The sequence below is a fragment of the Methanosarcinales archaeon Met12 genome (assembly GCA_002813105.2).
GTDB lineage: Archaea > Halobacteriota > UBA148 > UBA148 > JAJOKI01 > JAJOKI01.
Window position 1 is genome coordinate 307683 of sequence record CP017966.2, and the last position, 20298, is coordinate 327980.

Here is a 20298-nt window from a genome sequence, read left to right on the forward strand (position 1 = left end):
GTTTCTGGAGGGGCAACAATGTGGTTCTGTAGAATCCTTCGGTTAACAACCGCCGTTATTTTCTACACTACCGTCTATGCAAAAATATAAAGAGGCAGAACATAACCAATAAAGAGGGTAAGATAATAATATGATTGAAGTGTTTTGTTCTCTATTACTCATACTGCTCGCTATACTATTGTCCTATTTTGAAAAACTCGATCTTGAGCGGGATATATTGATCGCGACTATACGGGCATTCTTTCAACTGATGGCCGTAGGGCTGGCAATCCATTTGATATTCGAGATTGATGACATGCGCATGGTCATCATAATGATCGGAGTCATGGTGGCGATAGCAGGATATACGTCGGGGATAAGAGTGGCATATGTTCCCAATTCAATGGCATACGCGCTTCTTGCCATATCCCTCAGCACATCCATAATTCTCGGCATCATGCTCGTATTTGATATCATATATTTAAGCCCCAGATATGTCATTCCAATAGCAGGAATGGTAATAGGCAATTCAATGACAGTCGCCTCACTAAGCATGGATCGCCTTCATAATGAGATAAGATCAAACTGGAGCATAATAGAAGGCGCCATATCATTAGGAGCGTCAAACAAACAAGCCTCAAGGAGTTATTTGAAAAATAGCATTAGAGTCGCAATGATTTCATCCATCGATACGACAAAAACCGTTGGACTCGTCTACCTTCCGGGTGGAATGGCTGGCATGATACTTGGCGGTGCAGCTCCAATCGATGCAGTAAAGCTTCAGATAATTATAATGTACATGCTGATAGCTGCAGCGATGATAACATCGATGGTCGTTAGCTATGCCAGTTGCAGAGCGCTCCTACCATCATCACGCTAACGTGATTTCCAAAGCATCGAATTTGCATGCCTCGGCGCATAGCCCGCATCCCTTGCATTTATCAATATAAAACTCCACTTTTTTCGTATTTCCATTGAACCGTATGATGTTGGGCTCAGGACAGGCAAAGATGCATTGTTTGCACCCTGTGCATAGGTCCTCTGCTAACTTTGCTACAAAAGGCATGTAATCTCAACACCTACGAGCTTTTAATCGATCTGGATGCCGCCCTAACTGCTTCCATATTCTTTTCCACCAGTTCCTGTGCTCTGGCATATTTCCTTTTCAGCACATCGTCAAGAGCTGCCGTCGTCGCAGAGGCGACGAACTTTCTTTCTCCGAATCTCTCCGCAATCGCCTTTTCCAAACTATCAAATGTGACGATATCTGTTGCACCGACCAGTGCGCCGAGCATGGCCATGTTCGTTGCCAGCTCCGTACCTGCCACATCCAGCGCAATTTGAGATGCGGGCACATAAAAAATTCTCGCATTGCGCTCCTTTAAACTTTGAGTATCTCGCTTAGACAATGATATTTCATCTGAGTCGTTGATTATCAGCAGACCATCTTGCTGTAGCCCTTCATAAAACGGCATCGTATAGCATTTTCCCTTTGTGATCACCTCTTCATGAAACACCATTATGACATTTGGATAGGTAACCTCTCCTTTCTCATAGACCTCCTCTGAAGAGATTCGAACATAGCTCTCCGTAGGGGCAAGTCTTTTCTCTGCCCCAAAGAATGGTATCACGATGCTGTGCTTTCCATCTTTCACGGCGGCACTGCCCAGTATATTGGCAGCTGTAACCATTCCCTGCCCGCCAAGTCCAGACATCCTTATATCGAACCTCATTCCCCCAGCCTCTCTATCAGCTCTTTCGCATCAGAGCTCATGTATTCTCGTATCTGCTCATCGTCTTTAGTCCTCTTTAACGTCTCCGATGGACTGAACTTATAGTTGGTCGCACAGGGACAATATATCTGAACATACGTTGGTCCTATAGCCCTTGCCACGAGTATTGCCCTTCTCACCATCTTTTCCAGACGCCTTGGGCTGGCAGGACTCACAGCAGCAACATATGCGCAGCCGGACTCCCTGGCAATCTCGAACATTCGCGTTTTTGGATATTTCTTCCCAAGCGGGGCCATATACAATACAACACCCTCACGCGTCATACTACTCTCTTGTCCGCCCGTGTTGGAGTAGCCCTCGTTGTCCAACATTATCGTCGTGATATTCTCCCTTCTAAACCAGGAGTGCATCGTCATGGAGAGCCCAATATCGGCCGTGCCACCGTCTCCTGCTACCACTACCACATCTTTGTGCTTATCTGGATACCTTATCTTCAGCGCCCTCTTCAAACCAGATGCCACTGCATTTTGATTTCCAAAAAGTGAGTGTATATTATGGATGGCCAACTGCGGCATGAGTATGCTGTTGCATCCAGTGGTCCCGACTACAATGGTGTCTTCTGGACATGGAAGCGATGCAACGATCAACCTTATCGATAAACTAAGAGCGCATCCAGCGCATAATGGATGCTCCTCTATTGATTCTTTAAAAGTGCCCAGGTCTTTTATTCTCAGATTTCGTCCATAGGAACCATCCTGAACGAGCTCCCGATACTCTACGGGCAATACATCCTCGAAACCAGGAGATATTTTAGGTATCATTCATATCACTCTCGCGAGATTTTTTATTTCACTTAGTATGACTTCAGGAGGCATAGTCATGCCGCCAAATACTCTTGGACCTCCACAGACTTTTGTGTAATCTGTTCTCGACATGACCTCCCTCGCCAGCCACCCAACGATATTGTGCTCTGGGACCAAGATTGCCTTCGGATTTTCTGTCAGTTCCCGAATTTCCTTATCTGGAAATGGCCTTATTACCTTGACCTTCACCAGCCCGGCATCGATGCCGTCCTTCTGTGCCCGCTCCACTGCCACTCTCGCCTGCGCAGCCGCGGTGCCTGACGCCATCAACAGTATCTCTGCATCTGGATTGGTAACTTCGATGGAACTTCCCAGATATTTTGCAATATGCTTTCGGGAGCGTTCTGCCGCAGCACGGACCTCTTGCTGCCAGCTGGCATGGGCATTATAGCTTATGTAATTGCTTTTCATGACGAACGGGTCTCTTATCTGCCTTATCGGCGGCGTCTCCATGTCCATCGTAGGGCAGGGGGATTTAGATGGGTCATAGGGGGGCAGCATCTCGTCTTCTGGCGTTACCTCAACAATTTCCCTTGTATGCGTGACAAAGAAGCCGTCTGCACACACGCCAACTGGTATGTGCACATCGGGTTGTTCGGCTATGACATATGCCTGAAGAAGCATATCAAAGAATTCCTGGGGGTTCTCGGCATGAAATATCAGCATTCCCGTGTCCATCAGCCACCCAATCTCAATGTTATCTGGCTGAATGGTCAGTGGGGAATTCACGCCCCTGCACATAAATGCACATACAATGGGCAATCTCGCACCCGCCCAGCAGGGAAACATCTCAAATGCCCTCAATGTGCCAGGTCCAGATGTAGCAGTGAAAGTTCTAGCGCCACCCATTGCTGCACCCGCTACAGCAGCCATTGCGCCAAGTTCGTGTTCAGCCCGATAATAATCCTTCAGATACCCCTCTGCATAAATATCTCCTACTAAATGCATGGCCTCGCTCTGCGGCGTAATGGGATATGAAACTCCTATGTCGACATTTGCCCGCTTCACCGCCTCGGCAACTGCCTCGTTTCCAATCAAAAATTTCTTTTCACGCGGAGCTTCTTTGAGCAGGTATTCGGGGTCCACCACCTTTCTTTCCTTCATTTCGACCCCTCTCTAAGTCTTTCAATGACCTTCGTCAACCTTCGTATATCCTCGACATGGACATCTCTAAGAGATATCATCGCATCCTCGTGGCCTGGATTGGCACATAGCGCTATCGTATAACAATCGGTTCCGCCCCTGATGATCTTCAAAGCCAGGTTTGCATAATGGCAGTGAACCCCGGCAAAAACGCATACATCTATCTCGTTGTGCCATATCGTCAAGTTGGGGTGATTGGGATTGATCTCCACCTCTGGATTGATCATCGGATACTTAGGTCTGTAATCTGGCATCGGTATGATTTTCATGCCTGGCACCGCTTTTACCATCTCCTGCAGTGCGACTGCCTTGGCTACCGCCTTTTCTGACACTGCCCACAACACATTTGGCCCAGGGAAAAACGTAGGATTTTTGGCGCCCAGTAATTTTTTGGCAATTGCCTCCATCGCCACCTTCTCGGACACGATCTGTCCCTCAATCAATCCCTGCCCTTTTTCAGGAAGCACTATGCCCATCGATGCGGCCGCTGGCGAGAGGTATGCCTCGGGACCGGGGACGACCTTATAATCTTTTTGCGAACATATTGCTGATGCCATATGAGATTCCAGCCAGTTTTTCGTGAGGAAGAGAATAATAGGGAAATGCATCTCACCCTTTTCACACGAATGATTGATAATGATTATGTGTGCGGAATATTTTATAGCGCATCATCATATATAAAATTTCGTCTTTTGACGATGTTGATGCATATGGGTTCGAGACCGTAGAGGAAAGACCTCTTTCTTGAAGTGCTATCATTTAGCCCTTACAACCTTGCGTATCTCGTCAACAATGATGACCGAGAAAGCCGCTGCTGCAATCATCAACCAGTCAGAGGATGTTAAGGGAACTGTCCCGAATGCCACCCTGAGGGTCGGCACATATATTGCCGCCAGCATCAGGAGGAATGAACTCGCCATGGCAAGGATCAACCACTTGTTAGAGAATATCCCCAGCTTAAAAAGGGATGTATCAGCAGATTTGCAGTTCAGGGCATTCATAAGCCTCATGGAGATGATTACTGCAAAAAATACCGTCATTGCCTCTTCGAGATTATCGCCTTGGAGGTTATAAATAAAAAGTCCGAACGCACATAAAGCGATCCATATTCCCATTAATGGAATAAATGCGAGTGCATGACGGTTAAAGATGCTTTCTTTGGGATTACGGGGAGGTTTTTTCATAACCCCGGGCTCTGGCGGCTCAACACTTAAGGCTACTGCAGGCGCACCGTCCATGAGGAGATTAATAAAGAGTATCTGGACAGCAGAAAGGGGCAGAGGCAGTCCAGCAAAGAGCGCTGCCACCATGCCGAATACCGAACCCGTATTGCCTGTAAGGAGATATACGAGGTATTTTCTGATATTTGCAAATATAGTTCTTCCCTCTTCTACTGCAGAGACTATGGATGTGAAATTGTCATCAAGGAGTATCATATGCGATGCCTCCTTTGAGACATCGGTTCCTGTAATGCCCATTGCTACTCCGATATCAGCCTGCTTTAATGCCGGTGCATCATTGACTCCATCACCTGTCATTGCAGCGATATGGCCGTTTTTCTGAAGCGCCTTAACTATCCTGATTTTGTGTTCAGGAGAGACCCTGGCGTATATCTCTATTGTCTCCACTCTCTTTTCAAATTCCTCATCCGACATGCTGTCAAGGTCAATGCCGCTCACTGCCTCGCCAATCCTGAGGATGCCCAGCTCCTTTCCAATTGCCATGGCTGTAATCTTATGGTCACCTGTAATCATAAGAGGTTTTATCCCTGCCTCTTCACATACCTTTACAGCCTCTTTTACCTCCTCTCTCGGAGGGTCTATCATCCCGGCTAAGCCGGCGAAGACCATATCCTGTTCTATGTTTTCCTTGGGATAGGTCATTCCCGGCTCAATGACCTGATAGGACATGCCAACTACTCTCAATGCCTGAGAGGCCATCTCATGGGCTGCATTCAGGATTGCCTCCCTGTCTTCTTGGGTAAGGGCTCGCTCCTTAAGTCCATCAGAATATATATACTTGCATGTGCTCAGGATTACTTCAGGCGCTCCCTTACTATAGGCAAGTCTCTCACTGTCAGGTGTGGAATGGATGGTCGTCATCCTTTTTCGTTCTGATGTAAATGGCACCTCGTCATCCCGCTTGTAATAGTTGTTAAGTTCAAACTGTTTTAAGCCTGCTTTTGCTGCTGCAACGGTAAGTGCGCCTTCTGTAGGGTCGCCTTTGATATTCCAGATACCTTCTTGCTCTTTGAATACAAGTTCAGCGTCATTGCACAGAGCGCCAATTCTTAAAAGGGACTGAAGATGGGGGTCATTATGCGGGTAAGTCTTCCCATTAGCAAAAAATTCTCCTTCTGGTATGTAGCCGCTCCCTGAGACATCAATAAATTTGTTATTAGCCCAGAGCCTGCGCACCGTCATCTCATTTCTGGTAAGAGTGCCTGTCTTATCTGAACAGATATATGTCACACATCCCAGCGTTTCCACAGAGGAAAGTTTTCTTATGAGGGCGTGCTTTTTAACCATCCTTCTAACGCCGAGTGCAAGGCTTATGGTGACCACTGCCGGCAATGCCTCAGGAATTACGGCAACAGCTAATGCGACACCCCAAACAAACATCTCCAATATGGGGTATCCCCTGAGGACGCCAAATATGGCGATAACTCCACAGAGTATTAAGGCAACGATACCAATAGATTTGCTTATCCGGTCCATGTTGACCTGAAGAGGTGTTTTCTTTTCTTCTACCTCCTGGAGCATATCTGCTATCTTGCCGAACTCTGTCTGCATTCCTGTTGCGGTTACAACAAATTTGCCCCTGCCATAAGTGGCTATCGTGCCGAAAAATGCCATATTTTTCTGGTCCCCGGTTGCCACCTTTTCCTTTTCTATTGGATTTCCGGTCTTTTCAACAGGGACAGATTCGCCTGTTAAGGATGCTTCATCTGTCTTCAGGTTTATTGCCTCAGCAATACGGCCATCAGCAGGTATCTTATCACCTGTCCTGAGGAGAACAATGTCCCCTGGCACAAGCTCACTCGCTGGTATATCCTCTTCTTTGCCTCCTCTTAAGACCTTTGCAATGGGTGCGGCCAGTCGCCTTAATGCCTCTAATGCCTTTTCTGCCCTGTATTCCTGAACAAAGCCGAGGACACCTGCCATAATGACTATTGCCATTATTGTGATAAACTCCACCTCCTTACCGAGAAATGCAGAGACCGCAGCCGCTATAATAAGGATTATTACGAGGAAGTTTGTAAATTGGGCAAGGAGCAGAAGAAGAGGGAATTCCCCTTTCTTTTTAACGAGTTCATTGTGGCCGAATTTTTCTAATCGCTGTCTCGCCTCTTCATGGCTTAACCCATGAAGGCTTGAACCCAGATTGGTCAACACACCTTCTATTGTCAGACTATAAGGTTGCTTGTCTTTTTCCATAAGCGCATTCCCACCTTATTTTTAATCAAAAGAATTCCTCTATCTTATCGGTCAGGAGGAGCTTTGCTCCTAAATAGGTTTTGCTCCTAAACTCTCTCATCTGCTTCCAGAGTCGGTGAAAATTAGTACTTTAGGAGCAAAGCATCTTTTGACGATGTTGATGCATATGGGTTCGAGATCGTAGAAGAAAGATACAAAGACGTCCTAATATCCGTTTTCATTCAGGTACATGGAACTTTTTTGCCCGAATTATCTCTACATCTAACATGTAAACTATGCCGGCATAGTTTTTAAAGAACCTCTCCATCATTTCAACAGCTATTTTTTTGGCTACTTCTTCACTTGTTATGGTATCTATTCTGACGTTCTTAAACAGACCGCTAAAACTATTTCCAGACCTTACGCCTCTTTCTCCTTTACCCGTAGCACTCTGTACGGTGTAACCATCGACCCCTAGTTCAGTCATCATTTCTATGACATCATCCAGTATGGATGCCTCTGTTACAATCACCACTTTTTTTGCTTTATGGAATTTCATGATGTTTCACCTCCCACTTTTCCTCTTGTTCATCATATATTTATACTATACACCATCTTGACTAAAAACCAAAGACCATCTGGCCCAATGCCAGAAAAAGCGGGATGCAAACGGCGATTGCCACCGGCGTACCCAAACCCGTTGAGGTCCCGATATAAGCCGAAGGATTGGCAGTAGGTATCCCAGCCCTGATGGTCGGTGGCCCGGAGATATCAGAGTTTGAAGCAGCAATAACTGCCAACATAATCACGCCCCCTGGACTGAGACCGACCAGTAGATGGGCAACATAGCCCAACCCAAACCCCATTAAGCCGTGTACAATCGGACCTACGAAGGCATAAGCGACGTACCAATGTGCAACTTTTGCCAAATCCTTTAAGTGCTTGTAGGCTTCTATGCCCAGAATCAACATCAACACTGATAAAAAGCCTCTAAAAAGCGGATCAAAAAACCCTTCGAAAACCTTTTCCGGCTTAGTGATTAATCCCAGCACGACCCCCATAATCAAAACCGTCAGCGCCGCTCCCTGAAGACAATCCTTGATGATCGGCCAGATAGCAACCTTGGCGCCAGCGCCGCCTTTTTCCTTACTCATGTATAAGTTGGCCAAAACAATTGCCGTAACCAAGGCCGGGATGTCCATGAAGGGGTATAGTGCTGGCACCCATGCTTCGTAAAAAACCCCTGCTCCTTCCAGCATCATCAGTCCGGCCGCCAAGGTGGAACCACTCACCGCACCAAATAACCCCAAGGTGGCAAAGGCATCGTCTTTCTTTATTCCCGGGAGCCGTGCAAACGTAATCGAGCCCAGTAAAACAATGCCGATTCCCAGGATTGCACTAAAGACGGCCGGTAGCAACATCTCCACAATATTCGCATCTCGAATTGCCATGCCACCCTTTAAGCCGATTCTCATTAAAAGCATAAATACGCAAAATTGATAGATAGCATCCGGGATGCGCAACTTGCTGTTAAAGGCGGCGATGACCATTCCGGCAATTAAAAAGGCCAACGTGGGTGATTGTACTTGGGCAATGAACCTATTGAAAAACTCCAACAATATTTCCATGTTATACCCTCCTATATTTCACCTAGTTTGCAAAATCATAATGATTATTAATTATATATACCTTGCGGTTAAAATTAACAATGAAGATTATCGCCCTGCCTCTAACTTCCTTGCTTTCTCTTCTACTTCTTCCCTCAATTTTTCTTTATACAATTTAACCTTTTTCCTGATTCCAGGATGCTTTACCCCGAGAATCTGCGCTGCAAGGATGCCTGCATTTTTTGCATTGTTTATCGCCACGGTGGCAACCGGCACCCCGGCCGGCATCTGCACGATAGAATAGAGGGAATCCGCTCCCTTTAGAGCAGACGTTTCGATGGGCACGCCGATTACAGGCAATGGGCTTATGGATGCCACCATGCCCGGCAGGTGAGCGGCTCCGCCAGCCCCGGCGATTATGACCTCTATTCCTTTTTTTTCCGCCGTAGATGCGTATTCAAACATCCTATCTGGAGTTCTGTGCGCTGATACTATCGTGAGCTCATATTTTATGCCGAAATCATCTAATACCTCTGCCGCTGCCCTCATCACCGGCAAATCAGAGTCGCTGCCCATGATGATTCCTACTAATTTTTCCATTTTCAGACCTCCTTTGCCATCATTCTAAGAAAACTTCTTGCCCTATTTGCTTTTTCCATTGCCTTTTCAACATCCTCATCTATAACCGTTATGTGCCCCATCTTTCTTCCAGGCTTCGTCATCGCCTTTCCATAGAAATGCAATGCTACGCCAGGAATTGATAAAGCTCCTTGTATTCCCTCTAAGATGGCGGGGCCCTCATATCCTTCTTCTCCGAGAATGTTTATCATAACTGCCGGGGTTAACAGTTCCGTCGAACCAAGCGGCAGCCCTGTTACCGCACGAATATGCTGCTCAAATTGAGAAGTTACGCACGCCTCTATCGTGTAATGCCCGGAGTTGTGAGGCCTGGGTGCTATCTCGTTTATCAGCACCTCTCCATTTACGAGAAACATCTCTATTCCAAAAATCCCTGCGCCTTTGAGCGCCTTCATGGTTTTCATTGCAATCTCTCTTGCTTTGTTGTGAATATCTTCTCCAACCCTGGCAGGAGCGACCACTGTGTGGCAGATGTTATTTTTGTGCATGGTTTCCGCTACTGGATGACATCTGACCTCGCCCTGCGTGCCTCTCGCCACCATCACCGCCAGCTCTTTTTCAAAACCAATGAGCTCCTCTACTATTAGCTCTTTATCTGAAAAATTTCTATAGAAATTTTTCTCTATAAATGAATGGAATGCCGGTTCTATCTGCTCCCTGGTGTGAATCACATAGTTGCCCCGGCCATCATACCCTCCCTTACATGTTTTTAGAACGACCGGCAATCCTAACTCTTCACCTGCCCGGATAAGGCAGTCCAAACTTTCCACTTTCTCATACCGTGGAATTGGTAGCCCTGCCTTCTTCAACAAATCCTTTTGCCATAGCCTGTTCTGGATGGTTCTAAGGGTGTCTGGTGATGGATGTATTGTGTGCCCCTCACCTTCCAGCTCTTTTAAAACACCAGCGTTGATGTGCTCAATATCGTAGGTGGTGACATCGCTATCTGAAACAATTTCCCTTATTTTCTCCTCATCATAGAAACTTCCAACGATATGTCTGTCTGCAACCTGGGCAGCAGGACAATTGGGCGACGGGTCCAATATTGTGACATAGAATCCCATTTTCTTGGCTTCCTGGGTCATCATCTTTCCCAGCTGCCCTCCGCCGATTATGCCTATTTTTGTCGGCGGGCTTGATGTTAGCGCCTCTATCACCATGTTATATCCTCGACTGCTTGGCTACGATGGCAGCAAAAACACCGGCTCCGAAACCATTGTCTATGTTAACAACAGCCAGTCCTGGCGAACAGGTTTGGAGCATGGTCATAAGCCCTGCTATGCCATCTTTGCCCATCCCATATCCAACAGATGTTGGCACGCCAACCACCGGAACGTCAACGTGACTCGACACTACGATGGGCAGCACCGCATCCATACCGGCAACCACCACTATCGCGGCTACATTTTTTTCCAGCATCTCCGTCAGAGGTTCATAGAGCCGATGAATTCCTGCCACTCCGACGTCATATGCCTTTATCACTTCGCAGCCCATGACCTCGGCGGTCACCACCACCTCTTCCGCTACAGAAATGTCTGCCGTGCCCGCTGCCAGCACCCCAATCCTGCCAGCCTTTGGAAAAAGATGCCCCTCACGTTTGAGGATGACGGTCCTGGCCTTTTGGTTGCGTATCAGTTCATAACCATCGGGCAAATTACCCTCAAGTTCAGCTACATCCTCCTCTTTCACACGGGTTATCAGAGCATATCCGTTCTCTTCTGCCATCGCCAGTGCAAGCCTTCGCACATCCTCGGGACGTTTGTCCTGCGCCAAAATCGCTTCTGGCGCCCCGGTCCTCTGTGCCCTGTTTACATCGAGTTTTGCAACATCTCCCACCCTTTTTATGTTCAGCACCCTCAGTTTATTCTTGGCGGTGGCTATGTCGATTTCTCCCCTCAAAAGTGCTCTTAAAACGTCTTCCATCCTAGATAACCTCCTTCTTGGCATGCTCGATCGCCTTGCGAATGAACTCCTCATCCAGCCTGCCGACAGGTGAAGAAATTTCGAGAATTCGTTTAGGTATACGCAGGTCATCCAGAGAAAAACCTTCTCGGGTCTTGAACCTATATTTCTCTCTGTGTATTTCCTTCCCAATCCTGTTCAAGTCCGCAGGGGAAATGTCAAAACCCGCTAAATGGAGTGCCTTTGAAACGACTTCCTGCGAGTATATGCTTCTGGCAAAAAAGCACACCACAATACTCGACAGAATCTGGCGCCAATGCTCTTCGGTCAACAGGGATTGGACAAGTTCCTCTGGAGTGAGTTGCTTTTTAACAAGGGTCGTCTGATCAATGCTATAACCAGCATTGTCCAAGTGACTGTGCCTTGCGCCAATCAAAGCCCCGATATGCGACCCTGGTCCAGTATGATATCCAGGCATTTCGTTCCTGCCAAAACTCAGGGCAAAATCCTCTCCCCCATATATGGAGGCGGCTTGTTCTACTCCCTGTGCAAGCGCCCTGTAAAAGTCGTTCGGTTGCTCGATGATTAACTGGAGTGCGCCAATGTAGGCACTATAATCGCCCCAGCGAAATCTGATGCCCATCGTCTCATCCTCTGAGATGATGCCGCGTTCTTGTGCTTCTGTAGCCCATGCCAATATCACTCCAGTACTTATTGCATCCATGCCCAACTTTTCCACCCTGTCCATCAATTTCAAGTAACCCTTGGCATCAGATATGCCCAACATGGAGCCTAACGCATAGATGGGTTCATAGTCGTAAGAAATCATGGAGGTCTTATAGAAATATAGCTTATCCTCATAAGGCTCCCTGAGCGCAGCAATATGTATGCATCCCACAGGACAGTGAGAACAGGCAAGCCGCCGACCCAAATATTCTTCGGCAAATGTTTCACCAGAAATCTCAGATGCCCCTTCGAATCTTGCCTCCTTGAGGTTTCTCGTTGGGAGCGCACCGAGCTCATTTAAGGGTAGAACGTTCTCTGCCGTGCCGAGGTTATGGTATTTTTTCATCGCAGGAGAGTCTGTAGCCGCCTTGTAAATCTCGTCATATAATTTCCGATATTGCTTCATGTCGAATACGGGGAGCGAGCGTTTGCCCGAGACCACGACGGCCTTAAGCATCTTGCTACCGAAAACTGCCCCCAGACCAAGCCTGCCGAAATGCCTGTAGGTCTCCGTAGTTACGCATGCATACGAGACGAGTTTCTCGCCGGCTCTGCCGATTCGCATAATCGTTCTCAATCCTGCTCCCGACTCAGCCTCTCTGATGACCCTGCCCACCGTGAAGTTGCTGGCCATTCCCCACAAAGTAGATGCGTCCCTGAAATAAACTCGATTACCATGGATGGCGAGGTAAACCGGGACATCGCTGGCGCCGTTTATTACAATTGCACCATATCCTGCCATGCGGATGGCGATGGCGCTTCGTCCGCCACAGTGACTCTCACCCAGATTGCCTGTGTGGGGCGATTTAAACATGGCGACCGTTTTCGAGGCAACAGGGAACAGAGCTGTCAGGGGACCTATGACAAATATGATCGGATTTTCAGCGCCGAGTGGGTCCGCTCCTTCGGGGCATTCCTCGTGAAGAAGCTGAGTGGCAACACCAGTACCGCCTATATACTTCTCAAAAAGGTCTTCCCTTTTTTTAACCCAGAAACGCTTCTTTGAAAGGTCGACGTAAAGAACATTTGCGAGAGTGTCATCTTTAAGCATCTCCAATCTCCTCCTTTTCTAATTCCAACACCCCATATGGGCAGAATCTGGCACAATAACCACAGTATATACAAATCATCGGTTTGTTTATCTCATCGTCCCAAAAAATCGCACCTATGATACAGGCATCACGGCAATGGCCACACCCTATACATTTGTCGATGTCAAAATGCACGCCTCCGTCCGTATCTCTGGGTTTAAGGGCGCCCGTGGGGCACACTTTCTCACAGGGCGGGTCGTCACAGGCTCTGCAAACTACCACGACAAATCCGCGCTCCATGCCACCGGCGGACCTCACGCCTATACAAGATCTGGCCAGCCCTGTTTCATCCTGTCGCCTCGTACATGCGAACATACAACTCTGACAACCAACGCATCTTTCTGTGTCAACTACTGCTAATCTCATGGTTTGTTCTTCCTTTTTTACTTTTGAATCTGCCCAAGCTCTAAAATCCATATTTTTACATATCAGTTCTAGTTGTTTAAATTCGACCCTTGTTCATATCTGGATAGACTGTTTATAAAATTTATGTCTCGAAGCCCACCTAAAATAAAACAATTTATAAACTTGAGAAACAACATGAGATTATGAACATTGAAGAAACAAAAAAAATTGCAGATAAAGCTGAAGGTTGGCTTACTGATGAAGAAGGAAAAACGTTATACAATCTTGCAAAAAGCTGCAAAGGAAAAGGAGTAATTGTTGAAATTGGTTCTTGGAAAGGAAAATCTACTATCTGTCTTGGTAATGGCTCCAAAGAAGGAGACAAAATTAAAATTTTTGCCATCGATCCACACACGGGCTCCTCTGAACAACAAAAAATGTTTGGCAAGGTTGATACGTTTGAAGAATTTAAGAAGAATATTAAAAATGCAAAAGTAGGTGATATAATTCTCCCACTTGTTAAAACTTCTGAAGAAGCCGCAAATAATTTTGACAAACCAGTTGAATTTGGTTTTATTGATGGCGCTCATGAATATAATTTTGTTAAATTAGATTTTGATTTATGGTTTCCCAAAGTAATGAACGGCGGAGTTTTGGCTTTCCATGATTCTTGGCACTTTATTGGCTCGAATTTAGCAACAGCAATTCCTCTACTTTTTTCATCTAAAATTAAAAATCCGCGATTAGTTGATACCATCACATATTTTGAAAAAGTGGAGAAAAATTCTTCATTCGATCGTTTTAGAAATATTTGCTTTTTCATATATTGCACATTGTTTGGTATTAACGGAGCTTTAAGATTAAAATATCAAAGTGGTAAAGTTATTTGAATTATTGGAAAAAAATTGTTAAAGGATTACACTAAAATTGTTGGCGGGCTTCGGGCAACTCTGCGGCACTTCGTGCCTTGCCTCGCTGTCGCTCGGGTCACTTAACAGCGGACATACGGCTCGCTTCGTTCACCCAAAAAATTCCATATGAATTTTTGTTCGCAAAAACTTCGTATATGCTGAAAACGTTATACCCAATCACTTCACCACTATTGCGCCAAGCAGAAAGATATATTTCTCGATACGATAGTCTTAACATCAAATGAACCTGACGACCAACCTAACGGGCTTAGAACTGAAAAACCCAACCATATTAGCCGCTGGAATTCTGGGAACAACCGCTGCCTCACTAAAAAGAGTGATGCAAGGCGGCGCAGGCGCAGTCGTGACCAAATCCATCGGCTCAGCGCCGAGAACAGGGCATCCTGGACCGGTCGTGACCGAACGAGAATACAGCATTTTAAATGCTATGGGGTTGCCCAATCCGTCTTATCGCGAGTTCGTCAGCGAGTTGGCGCTTGCAAAAGGAGACGTGCCTGTCATCGTTAGTATATTCGGTGCAAATGCCTCTGAATTTCAGGAGGTTGCCCGTGGATTAAATGATGCGGAACCCGATGGCTTTGAACTTAATGTTAGCTGCCCGCATGCCAATGGCTATGGTGCCTCAATTGCCTCTAATCCAGATGCAATTCGAGAAACAACAGAGGCGGTGAAAGATGCCGTCGAGGTGCCTGTGTGGGTTAAACTTGCGCCACTCACAAACATAGTCGAAATGGGATTGGCTGCTCAAAAGGGGGGCGCAGATGCAGTGGTCGCTATCAACACGGTTCCGGCTATGGCGATAGATATAGAATCGGGATTCCCTCTCCTCGGCAATAAGGTCGGAGGAATATCAGGGCCTGCCATAAAGCCGATTGCTTTGAAATGTGTATATGAGCTGTATTCTGCATTGAACATCGATGTCATAGGGGTCGGCGGCATCACAAATTGGAGAGATGCAATCGAGTTCATCATGGCTGGCGCCAAAGCCGTCCAAATCGGGTCGGCCGTCTACAACGACATAGGTGTGTTTAAAGATATTTCCGATGGGGTGGCGCGACATCTTAAAGAGAATCGACGCAGTTTGAAAAGTATCAGAGGAGTGGCACATAAATGATGGCGACGAACGTCAGAATAACGGATATCGTAGAGGAGACTCCGTCCACCAAGACGTTTTTTTTAGATGCGTCCTTGGACTATATCCCGGGGCAGTACGTAATGGTATGGATTCATGGAGTAGATGAGATACCGATGAGCCTGTCGTATCCGAATGCCATCACCGTCCAAAAAGTAGGAGACGCCACTTCCGCTCTGTTTAAACTGAAGGCTGGCGATCGGATTGGGGTCAGAGGACCTCTTGGAAATGGGTTTGTACTCAAAGGCAAATCAATCCTGTTAGTTGGCGGCGGTGTTGGAACTGCACCGTTGGCGCCACTGGCAGAAAAGGCGAAAAATAAGAATATAAGTGTAAAGGCATTAATCGGTGCCAAAACAGATAGAGAATTGTTGTTCGTGGAACGATTTGAAAAAAGTGGAGATATATCCATCGCTACAGATGATGGATCCAGAGGATATAAGGGAACCATCATCGAAGTTGTGAGCAAACTTGACCTCCAAGAATTCGAAGGGATATATTCCTGCGGACCTGAAAGGATGATGTCCCAGGTGTTGAATATTGCAAAAAATACAGGCATGACGAGGATGGCGCAGTTCAGCCTCCATCGCTATATCAAGTGTGGGATTGGTGTCTGCGGGTCGTGCTGCATCGACCCGTCTGGACTGAGGGTCTGCAGAGATGGCCCCGTGTTTAACGGAGAACAGCTGATGGATTCGGAATTTGGCAAATATATGAGGGATGGAAGCGGACGGAGGATACTGATTTGATAGGACGTTTCAGCTTGCCAAAAGAATATGACCCAACTGTCATTGAACCCAAATGGCAAGAAAGATGGGAAGAATCGGAGCAGTACCGCTTTGACCCAGATGCAGATGGCCAGGTATATGTCCTCGATACTCCCCCTCCATTTACATCGGGCTCCCTCCACATAGGACATGTACTCAATCACACCTGGATAGATATTGTCGCCAGATATAAACGCATGCGGGGTTACAACGTTTTGCTCCCCCAGGGCTTTGACTGCCACGGTCTGCCCACTGAGCTGGCCGTCGAAGAGAGAGTTTCCAAGCGCGATATAGCAAAATTTCGTAGCGCATGTGTGGATTGGACCTCGCACTGCATCGACAGGATGAAGGAGCAGTTCAGAAAACTAGGATATTCTGCCGATTGGTCCCGAGAGTACCGAACCATGTCCCCCAAGTATATCACCAAAGTCCAATACTCTTTGCTCAAGTTCAACGAGTTAGGATTGGTTTACAGAAAACGCCACCCGATTCATTATTGTTGGAACTGCAGGACTGCACTTGCAAAAGCAGAACTCGGATATAAAGATGAAAAAGGCAATCTTACGCACATACAGTTGAAAGTCGATGGAGACCATTTGACGATCGCTACGACCAGACCAGAATTGATGTGCGCCTGCGTTGCAGTCATGGTGCATCCCGGTGACAAGAGGTACAACAAATACGTTGGAAAAACCGCATGGCTGCCCCTCTACGATAGAGATGTACCGGTCATCGCAGATGAGGATGTCGACCCCAAATTTGGTACTGGCGCAGTGTATGTCTGTACATATGGCGATGAACAGGATATGGCATGGCAGCAGAAATATTCACTGCCCATGGTCGTCGCAATTGATCAAAACGGGTTGATGAAAGAAGTTGCCGGCAGATACAGCGGCATGAGCATGTCTGAATGTCAGAAACACATTATAGCAGACCTAAAGGCGATGGGTGCCATCACAAGGCAAAATACAATAGAACACAGAGTATTGGTCCACTCGGAACGCTCCAGTTGCCAGAAACCTGTCGAACTGATTCCGACACCACAGTGGTTCATCAGGGTCAAAGACCGGGCTGATGATGTTATTAAAGCCGCCAAGGAGATGGACTGGTATCCCCAGTATATGTTCCAGCGGCTCGTCGACTGGGCAGAGTCACTTGAATGGGACTGGGTAATCTCAAGACAGAGAGTGTTTGGAACGCCCATTCCGTTCTGGTACTGCGAGAAATGCGACAATGTGATTGCCCCGGTGGTTAATGACCTCCCTGTAAACCCGGCGATAGATAAAGCACCGGTTGATGCGTGCCCCTGCTGTGGCTCAAAAGACATAAAAGGCAGCATAGATGTGTGCGACTGTTGGGTCGACAGTTCGATAACCCCCCTCATAGCCAGCGATTGGCTCGGTGACGAGTTTGATAAGCTCTATCCCACGTCGATCAGACCACAAGGGTATGAAATCATTCGAACCTGGCTGTTCTACACGATATACCGCTGTCTCGTTTTGACTGGAAAACCACCGTTCGGGGATGTTTTGGTCAATGGGATGGTGCAAGGAGAAGATGGCAAGAAGATGAGCAAAAGTATGGGCAACGTCATCGAGCCGGATGAAATTATCGCTGAGTTCGGCGTGGACCCGATCAGGCAATGGGCTGCTACCGCCTCGCTGGGAGAGGATTATCCATTCGAGTGGAAGGAGGTCGTGTATGGGAAACGATTCCTGACGAAGATGTGGAACATCGTTCGGTTCAGCATTCCTCATTATTCTGCTACAACCCCAAAAAAACTGAGCATCATCGACCAGTGGATGCTTAGCAAGCTAAACAGATTGGTCCGGGAAGTCACAGCCGATTTAGATAAATATGAGTTCAAGACGCTCCAGAAGATCAGGGATTTTGCTTGGAGCGACCTGGCAGATAACTACATTGAGATGATAAAGCACCGACTATACGGCGATGACCCGAATGCAAAAATAGCTGCGCAACATACGCTGAGGACTGTCATCAATACGATGGTGTTGATGTTGGCGCCGTTTATCCCCCATTTTGCCGAGGAGGTGCATCCTTACTGTTCCAACTCCAGGGGCAGCATCCACCTGTGTAAGTGGCCAGAGGCGGATGAGTCACTAATAGACCATGATGCCGAGGTGTGCGGTGATTTGATCAGGGATGTGACAGGTGCAATCAGGAGATATAAAGCCGAGCAGGGTATGCCACTCAACGCCGAACTGGAGAGAATCGAGATATATGCCGGCAATGGACTTGAACAGGGCATCGACGACATCAAGGGAACGACCTGTGCAAAGAACGTCGACATCGTGAAGGGAGCTCCGGAATTCGATGAGAGAATAGTCGACATCAAGCCCAACATGAGTGTCCTTGGACCGCTGTACAGGGGGAAGGTCGGCGCGATAATGGAAGCGCTGAAGAACGACCTCCCAAGAGTTGCAGAACAGGTCAAAGCCGGCACCATATCGATAGAAGTGGATGGCGAAACGATAGAACTGGACGCAGGGAGCATCGAGATAAAGAAGGAGTTCATCTCAAAAGGAAGGGCTGTCGATGTGCTCCAGGTTGGGGATGTGGTGATTGCGATTACAAAACCAAAATGTTAATCTGCGATGATTTATGGTCCCCTCATTCGCAGATATTTAAGAATCTTTCCGACCACCTCTTTCTCTATTTCGTCTATCCCCTTTTCTGCATCGACCTTTACAAAACGCTCTGGCTCCTCATCATATAGCTTGAGAAAGTTATCCTGCACTTTTTGCAGAAACTCGAGGTTCTCGAACTTAGATTTCGACATGTCGCAGTTTGGAAAACTGCGAGAGTTGTAATCCTTTCTGGATTTCGACTGCATGCTCCTTTGATTGCACCGATTTAGTGCGATGTCCGGAGCGACAATAAATAAAAATGTCAAATTGGGAGTTATCGTCCAACCTTCGTGGAGCATTTTAATCCATTGCATGGGGTCGTCGAATCTGTTCACCTGCTGTGCAAATTTGGCAAGAGTAACACCCTGATATGCATATCTGCTATCAGAATAACGGTCGGATATTATGATTTTCCCTTCGTCCAAAGCCGGCTTAACGACCTTAGCAATGTGTTCTGCATGGTCTGCCATAAAAAGAAAGAATTCTGCCAATGGGTCGGCATCAAAGGATGTCGAACGCCTGACCACATTCCCTATCCAGGTATGAGTTGGCTCTGTGGTGAGCAAAACGTCATACTCGTCGTGCAAGCGTGCTACGACCTTTTTCGCTATGGTACTCTTTCCAGACCCATCGATGCCCTCAAACGTGATGAGAACGCCCTTTTGCATGTGTCTTTTCATTTAAGCTCTCTCCTTATCGCATCCAGCGGTATGGAGTTGTTGTGAATCGCGGTTGCGACAATCGCTCCTTTAGCGCCCAGCTCCTTTAAGATTTCTAAATCTCTCAACGCACCGACCCCTCCTCCTAGCAGGACAGGATGGTCGGAAAGTTCGATAATGTCCCTAAGGAGAGCCGTATCTGGACCTGAGCCCGTCCCGACCCGATCCATATCTAAAATGATGACCTCGTCAAAGTGTATATCGTTTAATTCACGAATCAGCGCAACTGGAGAGACCCTGAGTGCTGGGTCGGACGAAAGAACTTTGCCGTGTTTGATGTCGATGCTCACGCAAGTCCTCTCTGGTGCCGCCTTGAGTATATCAAGAGAGGCCGTTTCAGTTCCAAGAACTACCTTATCTGCAATCTGAAGTCCCAAAGATATGTCGTCCATGGTTTTTACACCCAAATCGAGCATTGCACGAGAAACCGATGCGATTCGCACTGCGACATCGAGATTGTCGCCCTTGTTCATCAATCGATTCAAATCCGCAACATAGACCTCCATGGGCCTCAATCGGTTTACGACTTCTACTGGATCTGATGAACGACATATATGGCTAACACTATCAATGGGCGCATATTTATGCCGCTCTCCTCTGACGGCGTGGACGACCTTGCCGTCGAGTATGTCAAGCGCCAAAATAATTCGAAACAT

20 protein-coding genes are annotated in these 20298 nt (G+C 47.1%); 5 read left to right on the forward strand and 15 right to left on the reverse strand.

Going from position 1 to position 20298, the window contains the following annotated elements; genetic code table 11:
- Positions 1-130: 130 nt before the first annotated feature.
- Positions 131-859 (forward strand): iron export ABC transporter permease subunit FetB, encoded by a 729-nt coding sequence (gene fetB, locus BME93_02035; GenBank protein ATZ60936.2) that lies wholly within the window; start codon positions 131-133, stop codon positions 857-859.
- On the opposite strand, the gene BME93_02040 is transcribed toward fetB, so the two are convergent.
- The 13 genes from BME93_02040 to BME93_02100 form a co-directional block, all read right to left on the reverse strand.
- On the reverse strand, positions 851-1045 hold the full coding sequence (locus BME93_02040) for a 4Fe-4S binding protein (protein ID ATZ60937.2): 195 nt from the start codon (positions 1043-1045) through the stop codon (positions 851-853). The genes fetB and BME93_02040 overlap by 9 nt on opposite strands.
- Positions 1046-1058: 13 nt before the next feature.
- On the reverse strand, positions 1059-1712 hold the full coding sequence (locus BME93_02045; GenBank protein ID ATZ60938.2) for a 2-oxoacid:acceptor oxidoreductase family protein: 654 nt from the start codon (positions 1710-1712) through the stop codon (positions 1059-1061).
- Complete coding sequence (locus BME93_02050; GenBank protein ATZ60939.2) at positions 1709-2533, reverse strand: thiamine pyrophosphate-dependent enzyme; 825 nt, start codon at positions 2531-2533, stop codon at positions 1709-1711. The genes BME93_02045 and BME93_02050 overlap by 4 nt, the downstream gene beginning before the upstream one ends.
- Positions 2534-3679: a transketolase C-terminal domain-containing protein gene (locus BME93_02055; GenBank protein ID ATZ60940.2), complete on the reverse strand. Its 1146-nt coding sequence runs from the start codon at positions 3677-3679 to the stop codon at positions 2534-2536.
- Positions 3676-4275, reverse strand: a complete 600-nt coding sequence (locus BME93_02060) for a carbon monoxide dehydrogenase beta subunit family protein (GenBank protein ID ATZ61737.2) — start codon at positions 4273-4275, stop codon at positions 3676-3678. The genes BME93_02055 and BME93_02060 overlap by 4 nt, the downstream gene beginning before the upstream one ends.
- A gap of 198 nt (positions 4276-4473) precedes the next feature.
- Complete coding sequence (locus BME93_02065; protein ID ATZ60941.2) at positions 4474-7155, reverse strand: calcium-transporting P-type ATPase, PMR1-type; 2682 nt, start codon at positions 7153-7155, stop codon at positions 4474-4476.
- 217 nt (positions 7156-7372) lie between these two features.
- A complete protein-coding gene (locus BME93_02070) occupies positions 7373-7693 on the reverse strand; it encodes a hypothetical protein (protein ATZ60942.2) in 321 nt (106 codons plus the stop codon).
- Between the two features lie 61 nt (positions 7694-7754).
- Positions 7755-8762 (reverse strand): sodium-dependent bicarbonate transport family permease, encoded by a 1008-nt coding sequence (locus BME93_02075; protein ATZ60943.2) that lies wholly within the window; start codon positions 8760-8762, stop codon positions 7755-7757.
- Positions 8763-8849: 87 nt separating this feature from the next.
- Complete coding sequence (gene purE, locus BME93_02080) at positions 8850-9341, reverse strand: 5-(carboxyamino)imidazole ribonucleotide mutase (protein ID ATZ61738.2); 492 nt, start codon at positions 9339-9341, stop codon at positions 8850-8852.
- A 2-nt stretch (positions 9342-9343) separates the two neighbouring features.
- A complete protein-coding gene (gene purK / locus BME93_02085) occupies positions 9344-10540 on the reverse strand; it encodes a 5-(carboxyamino)imidazole ribonucleotide synthase (protein ATZ61739.2) in 1197 nt (398 codons plus the stop codon).
- 1 nt (position 10541) lies between these two features.
- Positions 10542-11303, reverse strand: coding sequence for a nickel pincer cofactor biosynthesis protein LarB (gene larB / locus BME93_02090; protein ATZ61740.2), 762 nt, complete (start codon positions 11301-11303; stop codon positions 10542-10544).
- 1 nt (position 11304) lies between these two features.
- Positions 11305-13059 carry an aldehyde ferredoxin oxidoreductase family protein gene (locus tag BME93_02095; GenBank protein ATZ60944.2) on the reverse strand — a complete coding sequence of 585 codons (1755 nt, stop codon included), beginning with the start codon at positions 13057-13059 and terminating at the stop codon, positions 11305-11307.
- Positions 13052-13465, reverse strand: coding sequence for a 4Fe-4S binding protein (locus BME93_02100; protein ATZ60945.2), 414 nt, complete (start codon positions 13463-13465; stop codon positions 13052-13054). Before BME93_02100 ends, BME93_02095 begins: the two co-directional genes overlap by 8 nt.
- Before the next feature lie 182 nt (positions 13466-13647).
- Between BME93_02100 and BME93_02105 the strand changes: the two genes are divergently transcribed.
- The 4 genes from BME93_02105 (at position 13648) to BME93_02120 (ending at position 18884) form a co-directional block, all read left to right on the forward strand.
- Positions 13648-14334 carry a class I SAM-dependent methyltransferase gene (locus BME93_02105; GenBank protein ID ATZ60946.2) on the forward strand — a complete coding sequence of 229 codons (687 nt, stop codon included), beginning with the start codon at positions 13648-13650 and terminating at the stop codon, positions 14332-14334.
- 262 nt (positions 14335-14596) lie between these two features.
- Positions 14597-15490: a dihydroorotate dehydrogenase gene (locus BME93_02110; GenBank protein ATZ60947.2), complete on the forward strand. Its 894-nt coding sequence runs from the start codon at positions 14597-14599 to the stop codon at positions 15488-15490.
- Positions 15487-16257, forward strand: coding sequence for a dihydroorotate dehydrogenase electron transfer subunit (locus BME93_02115; GenBank protein ID ATZ60948.2), 771 nt, complete (start codon positions 15487-15489; stop codon positions 16255-16257). Before BME93_02110 ends, BME93_02115 begins: the two co-directional genes overlap by 4 nt.
- Positions 16254-18884, forward strand: coding sequence for a valine--tRNA ligase (locus tag BME93_02120; GenBank protein ATZ60949.2), 2631 nt, complete (start codon positions 16254-16256; stop codon positions 18882-18884). Before BME93_02115 ends, BME93_02120 begins: the two co-directional genes overlap by 4 nt.
- Before the next feature lie 11 nt (positions 18885-18895).
- Here the strand turns inward: BME93_02120 and tmk are convergent, their stop codons facing one another.
- Both tmk and BME93_02130 read right to left on the reverse strand, forming a co-directional pair.
- Positions 18896-19603 (reverse strand): dTMP kinase, encoded by a 708-nt coding sequence (tmk, locus tag BME93_02125; protein ATZ60950.2) that lies wholly within the window; start codon positions 19601-19603, stop codon positions 18896-18898.
- Entirely contained in the window at positions 19600-20298 is a 699-nt protein-coding gene (locus BME93_02130) for a HisA/HisF-related TIM barrel protein (protein ATZ60951.2), read from the reverse strand. The genes tmk and BME93_02130 overlap by 4 nt, the downstream gene beginning before the upstream one ends.

Excerpts from the sequence above, each read along its gene's own strand:
- BME93_02040 (ATZ60937.2), bottom strand. The coding sequence starts at position 1,045 with ATGCCTTTTGTAGCAAAGTTAGCAGAGGACCTATGCACAGGGTGCAAA.
- BME93_02130 (ATZ60951.2), bottom strand. The coding sequence starts at position 20,298 with ATGTTTCGAATTATTTTGGCGCTTGACATACTCGACGGCAAGGTCGTC.
- BME93_02110 (ATZ60947.2), top strand. The coding sequence starts at position 14,597 with ATGAACCTGACGACCAACCTAACGGGCTTAGAACTGAAAAACCCAACC.
- BME93_02095 (ATZ60944.2), bottom strand. The coding sequence starts at position 13,059 with ATGCTTAAAGATGACACTCTCGCAAATGTTCTTTACGTCGACCTTTCA.
- BME93_02115 (ATZ60948.2), top strand. The coding sequence starts at position 15,487 with ATGATGGCGACGAACGTCAGAATAACGGATATCGTAGAGGAGACTCCG.
- larB (ATZ61740.2), bottom strand. The coding sequence starts at position 11,303 with ATGGAAGACGTTTTAAGAGCACTTTTGAGGGGAGAAATCGACATAGCC.
- purE (ATZ61738.2), bottom strand. The coding sequence starts at position 9,341 with ATGGAAAAATTAGTAGGAATCATCATGGGCAGCGACTCTGATTTGCCG.
- BME93_02105 (ATZ60946.2), top strand. The coding sequence starts at position 13,648 with ATGAACATTGAAGAAACAAAAAAAATTGCAGATAAAGCTGAAGGTTGG.
- BME93_02070 (ATZ60942.2), bottom strand. The coding sequence starts at position 7,693 with ATGAAATTCCATAAAGCAAAAAAAGTGGTGATTGTAACAGAGGCATCC.
- BME93_02100 (ATZ60945.2), bottom strand. The coding sequence starts at position 13,465 with ATGAGATTAGCAGTAGTTGACACAGAAAGATGCGTTGGTTGTCAGAGT.
- BME93_02075 (ATZ60943.2), bottom strand. The coding sequence starts at position 8,762 with ATGGAAATATTGTTGGAGTTTTTCAATAGGTTCATTGCCCAAGTACAA.
- BME93_02045 (ATZ60938.2), bottom strand. The coding sequence starts at position 1,712 with ATGAGGTTCGATATAAGGATGTCTGGACTTGGCGGGCAGGGAATGGTT.
- BME93_02065 (ATZ60941.2), bottom strand. The coding sequence starts at position 7,155 with ATGGAAAAAGACAAGCAACCTTATAGTCTGACAATAGAAGGTGTGTTG.
- purK (ATZ61739.2), bottom strand. The coding sequence starts at position 10,540 with ATGGTGATAGAGGCGCTAACATCAAGCCCGCCGACAAAAATAGGCATA.
- BME93_02060 (ATZ61737.2), bottom strand. The coding sequence starts at position 4,275 with ATGGCATCAGCAATATGTTCGCAAAAAGATTATAAGGTCGTCCCCGGT.
- tmk (ATZ60950.2), bottom strand. The coding sequence starts at position 19,603 with ATGAAAAGACACATGCAAAAGGGCGTTCTCATCACGTTTGAGGGCATC.
- BME93_02050 (ATZ60939.2), bottom strand. The coding sequence starts at position 2,533 with ATGATACCTAAAATATCTCCTGGTTTCGAGGATGTATTGCCCGTAGAG.
- BME93_02055 (ATZ60940.2), bottom strand. The coding sequence starts at position 3,679 with ATGAAGGAAAGAAAGGTGGTGGACCCCGAATACCTGCTCAAAGAAGCT.
- fetB (ATZ60936.2), top strand. The coding sequence starts at position 131 with ATGATTGAAGTGTTTTGTTCTCTATTACTCATACTGCTCGCTATACTA.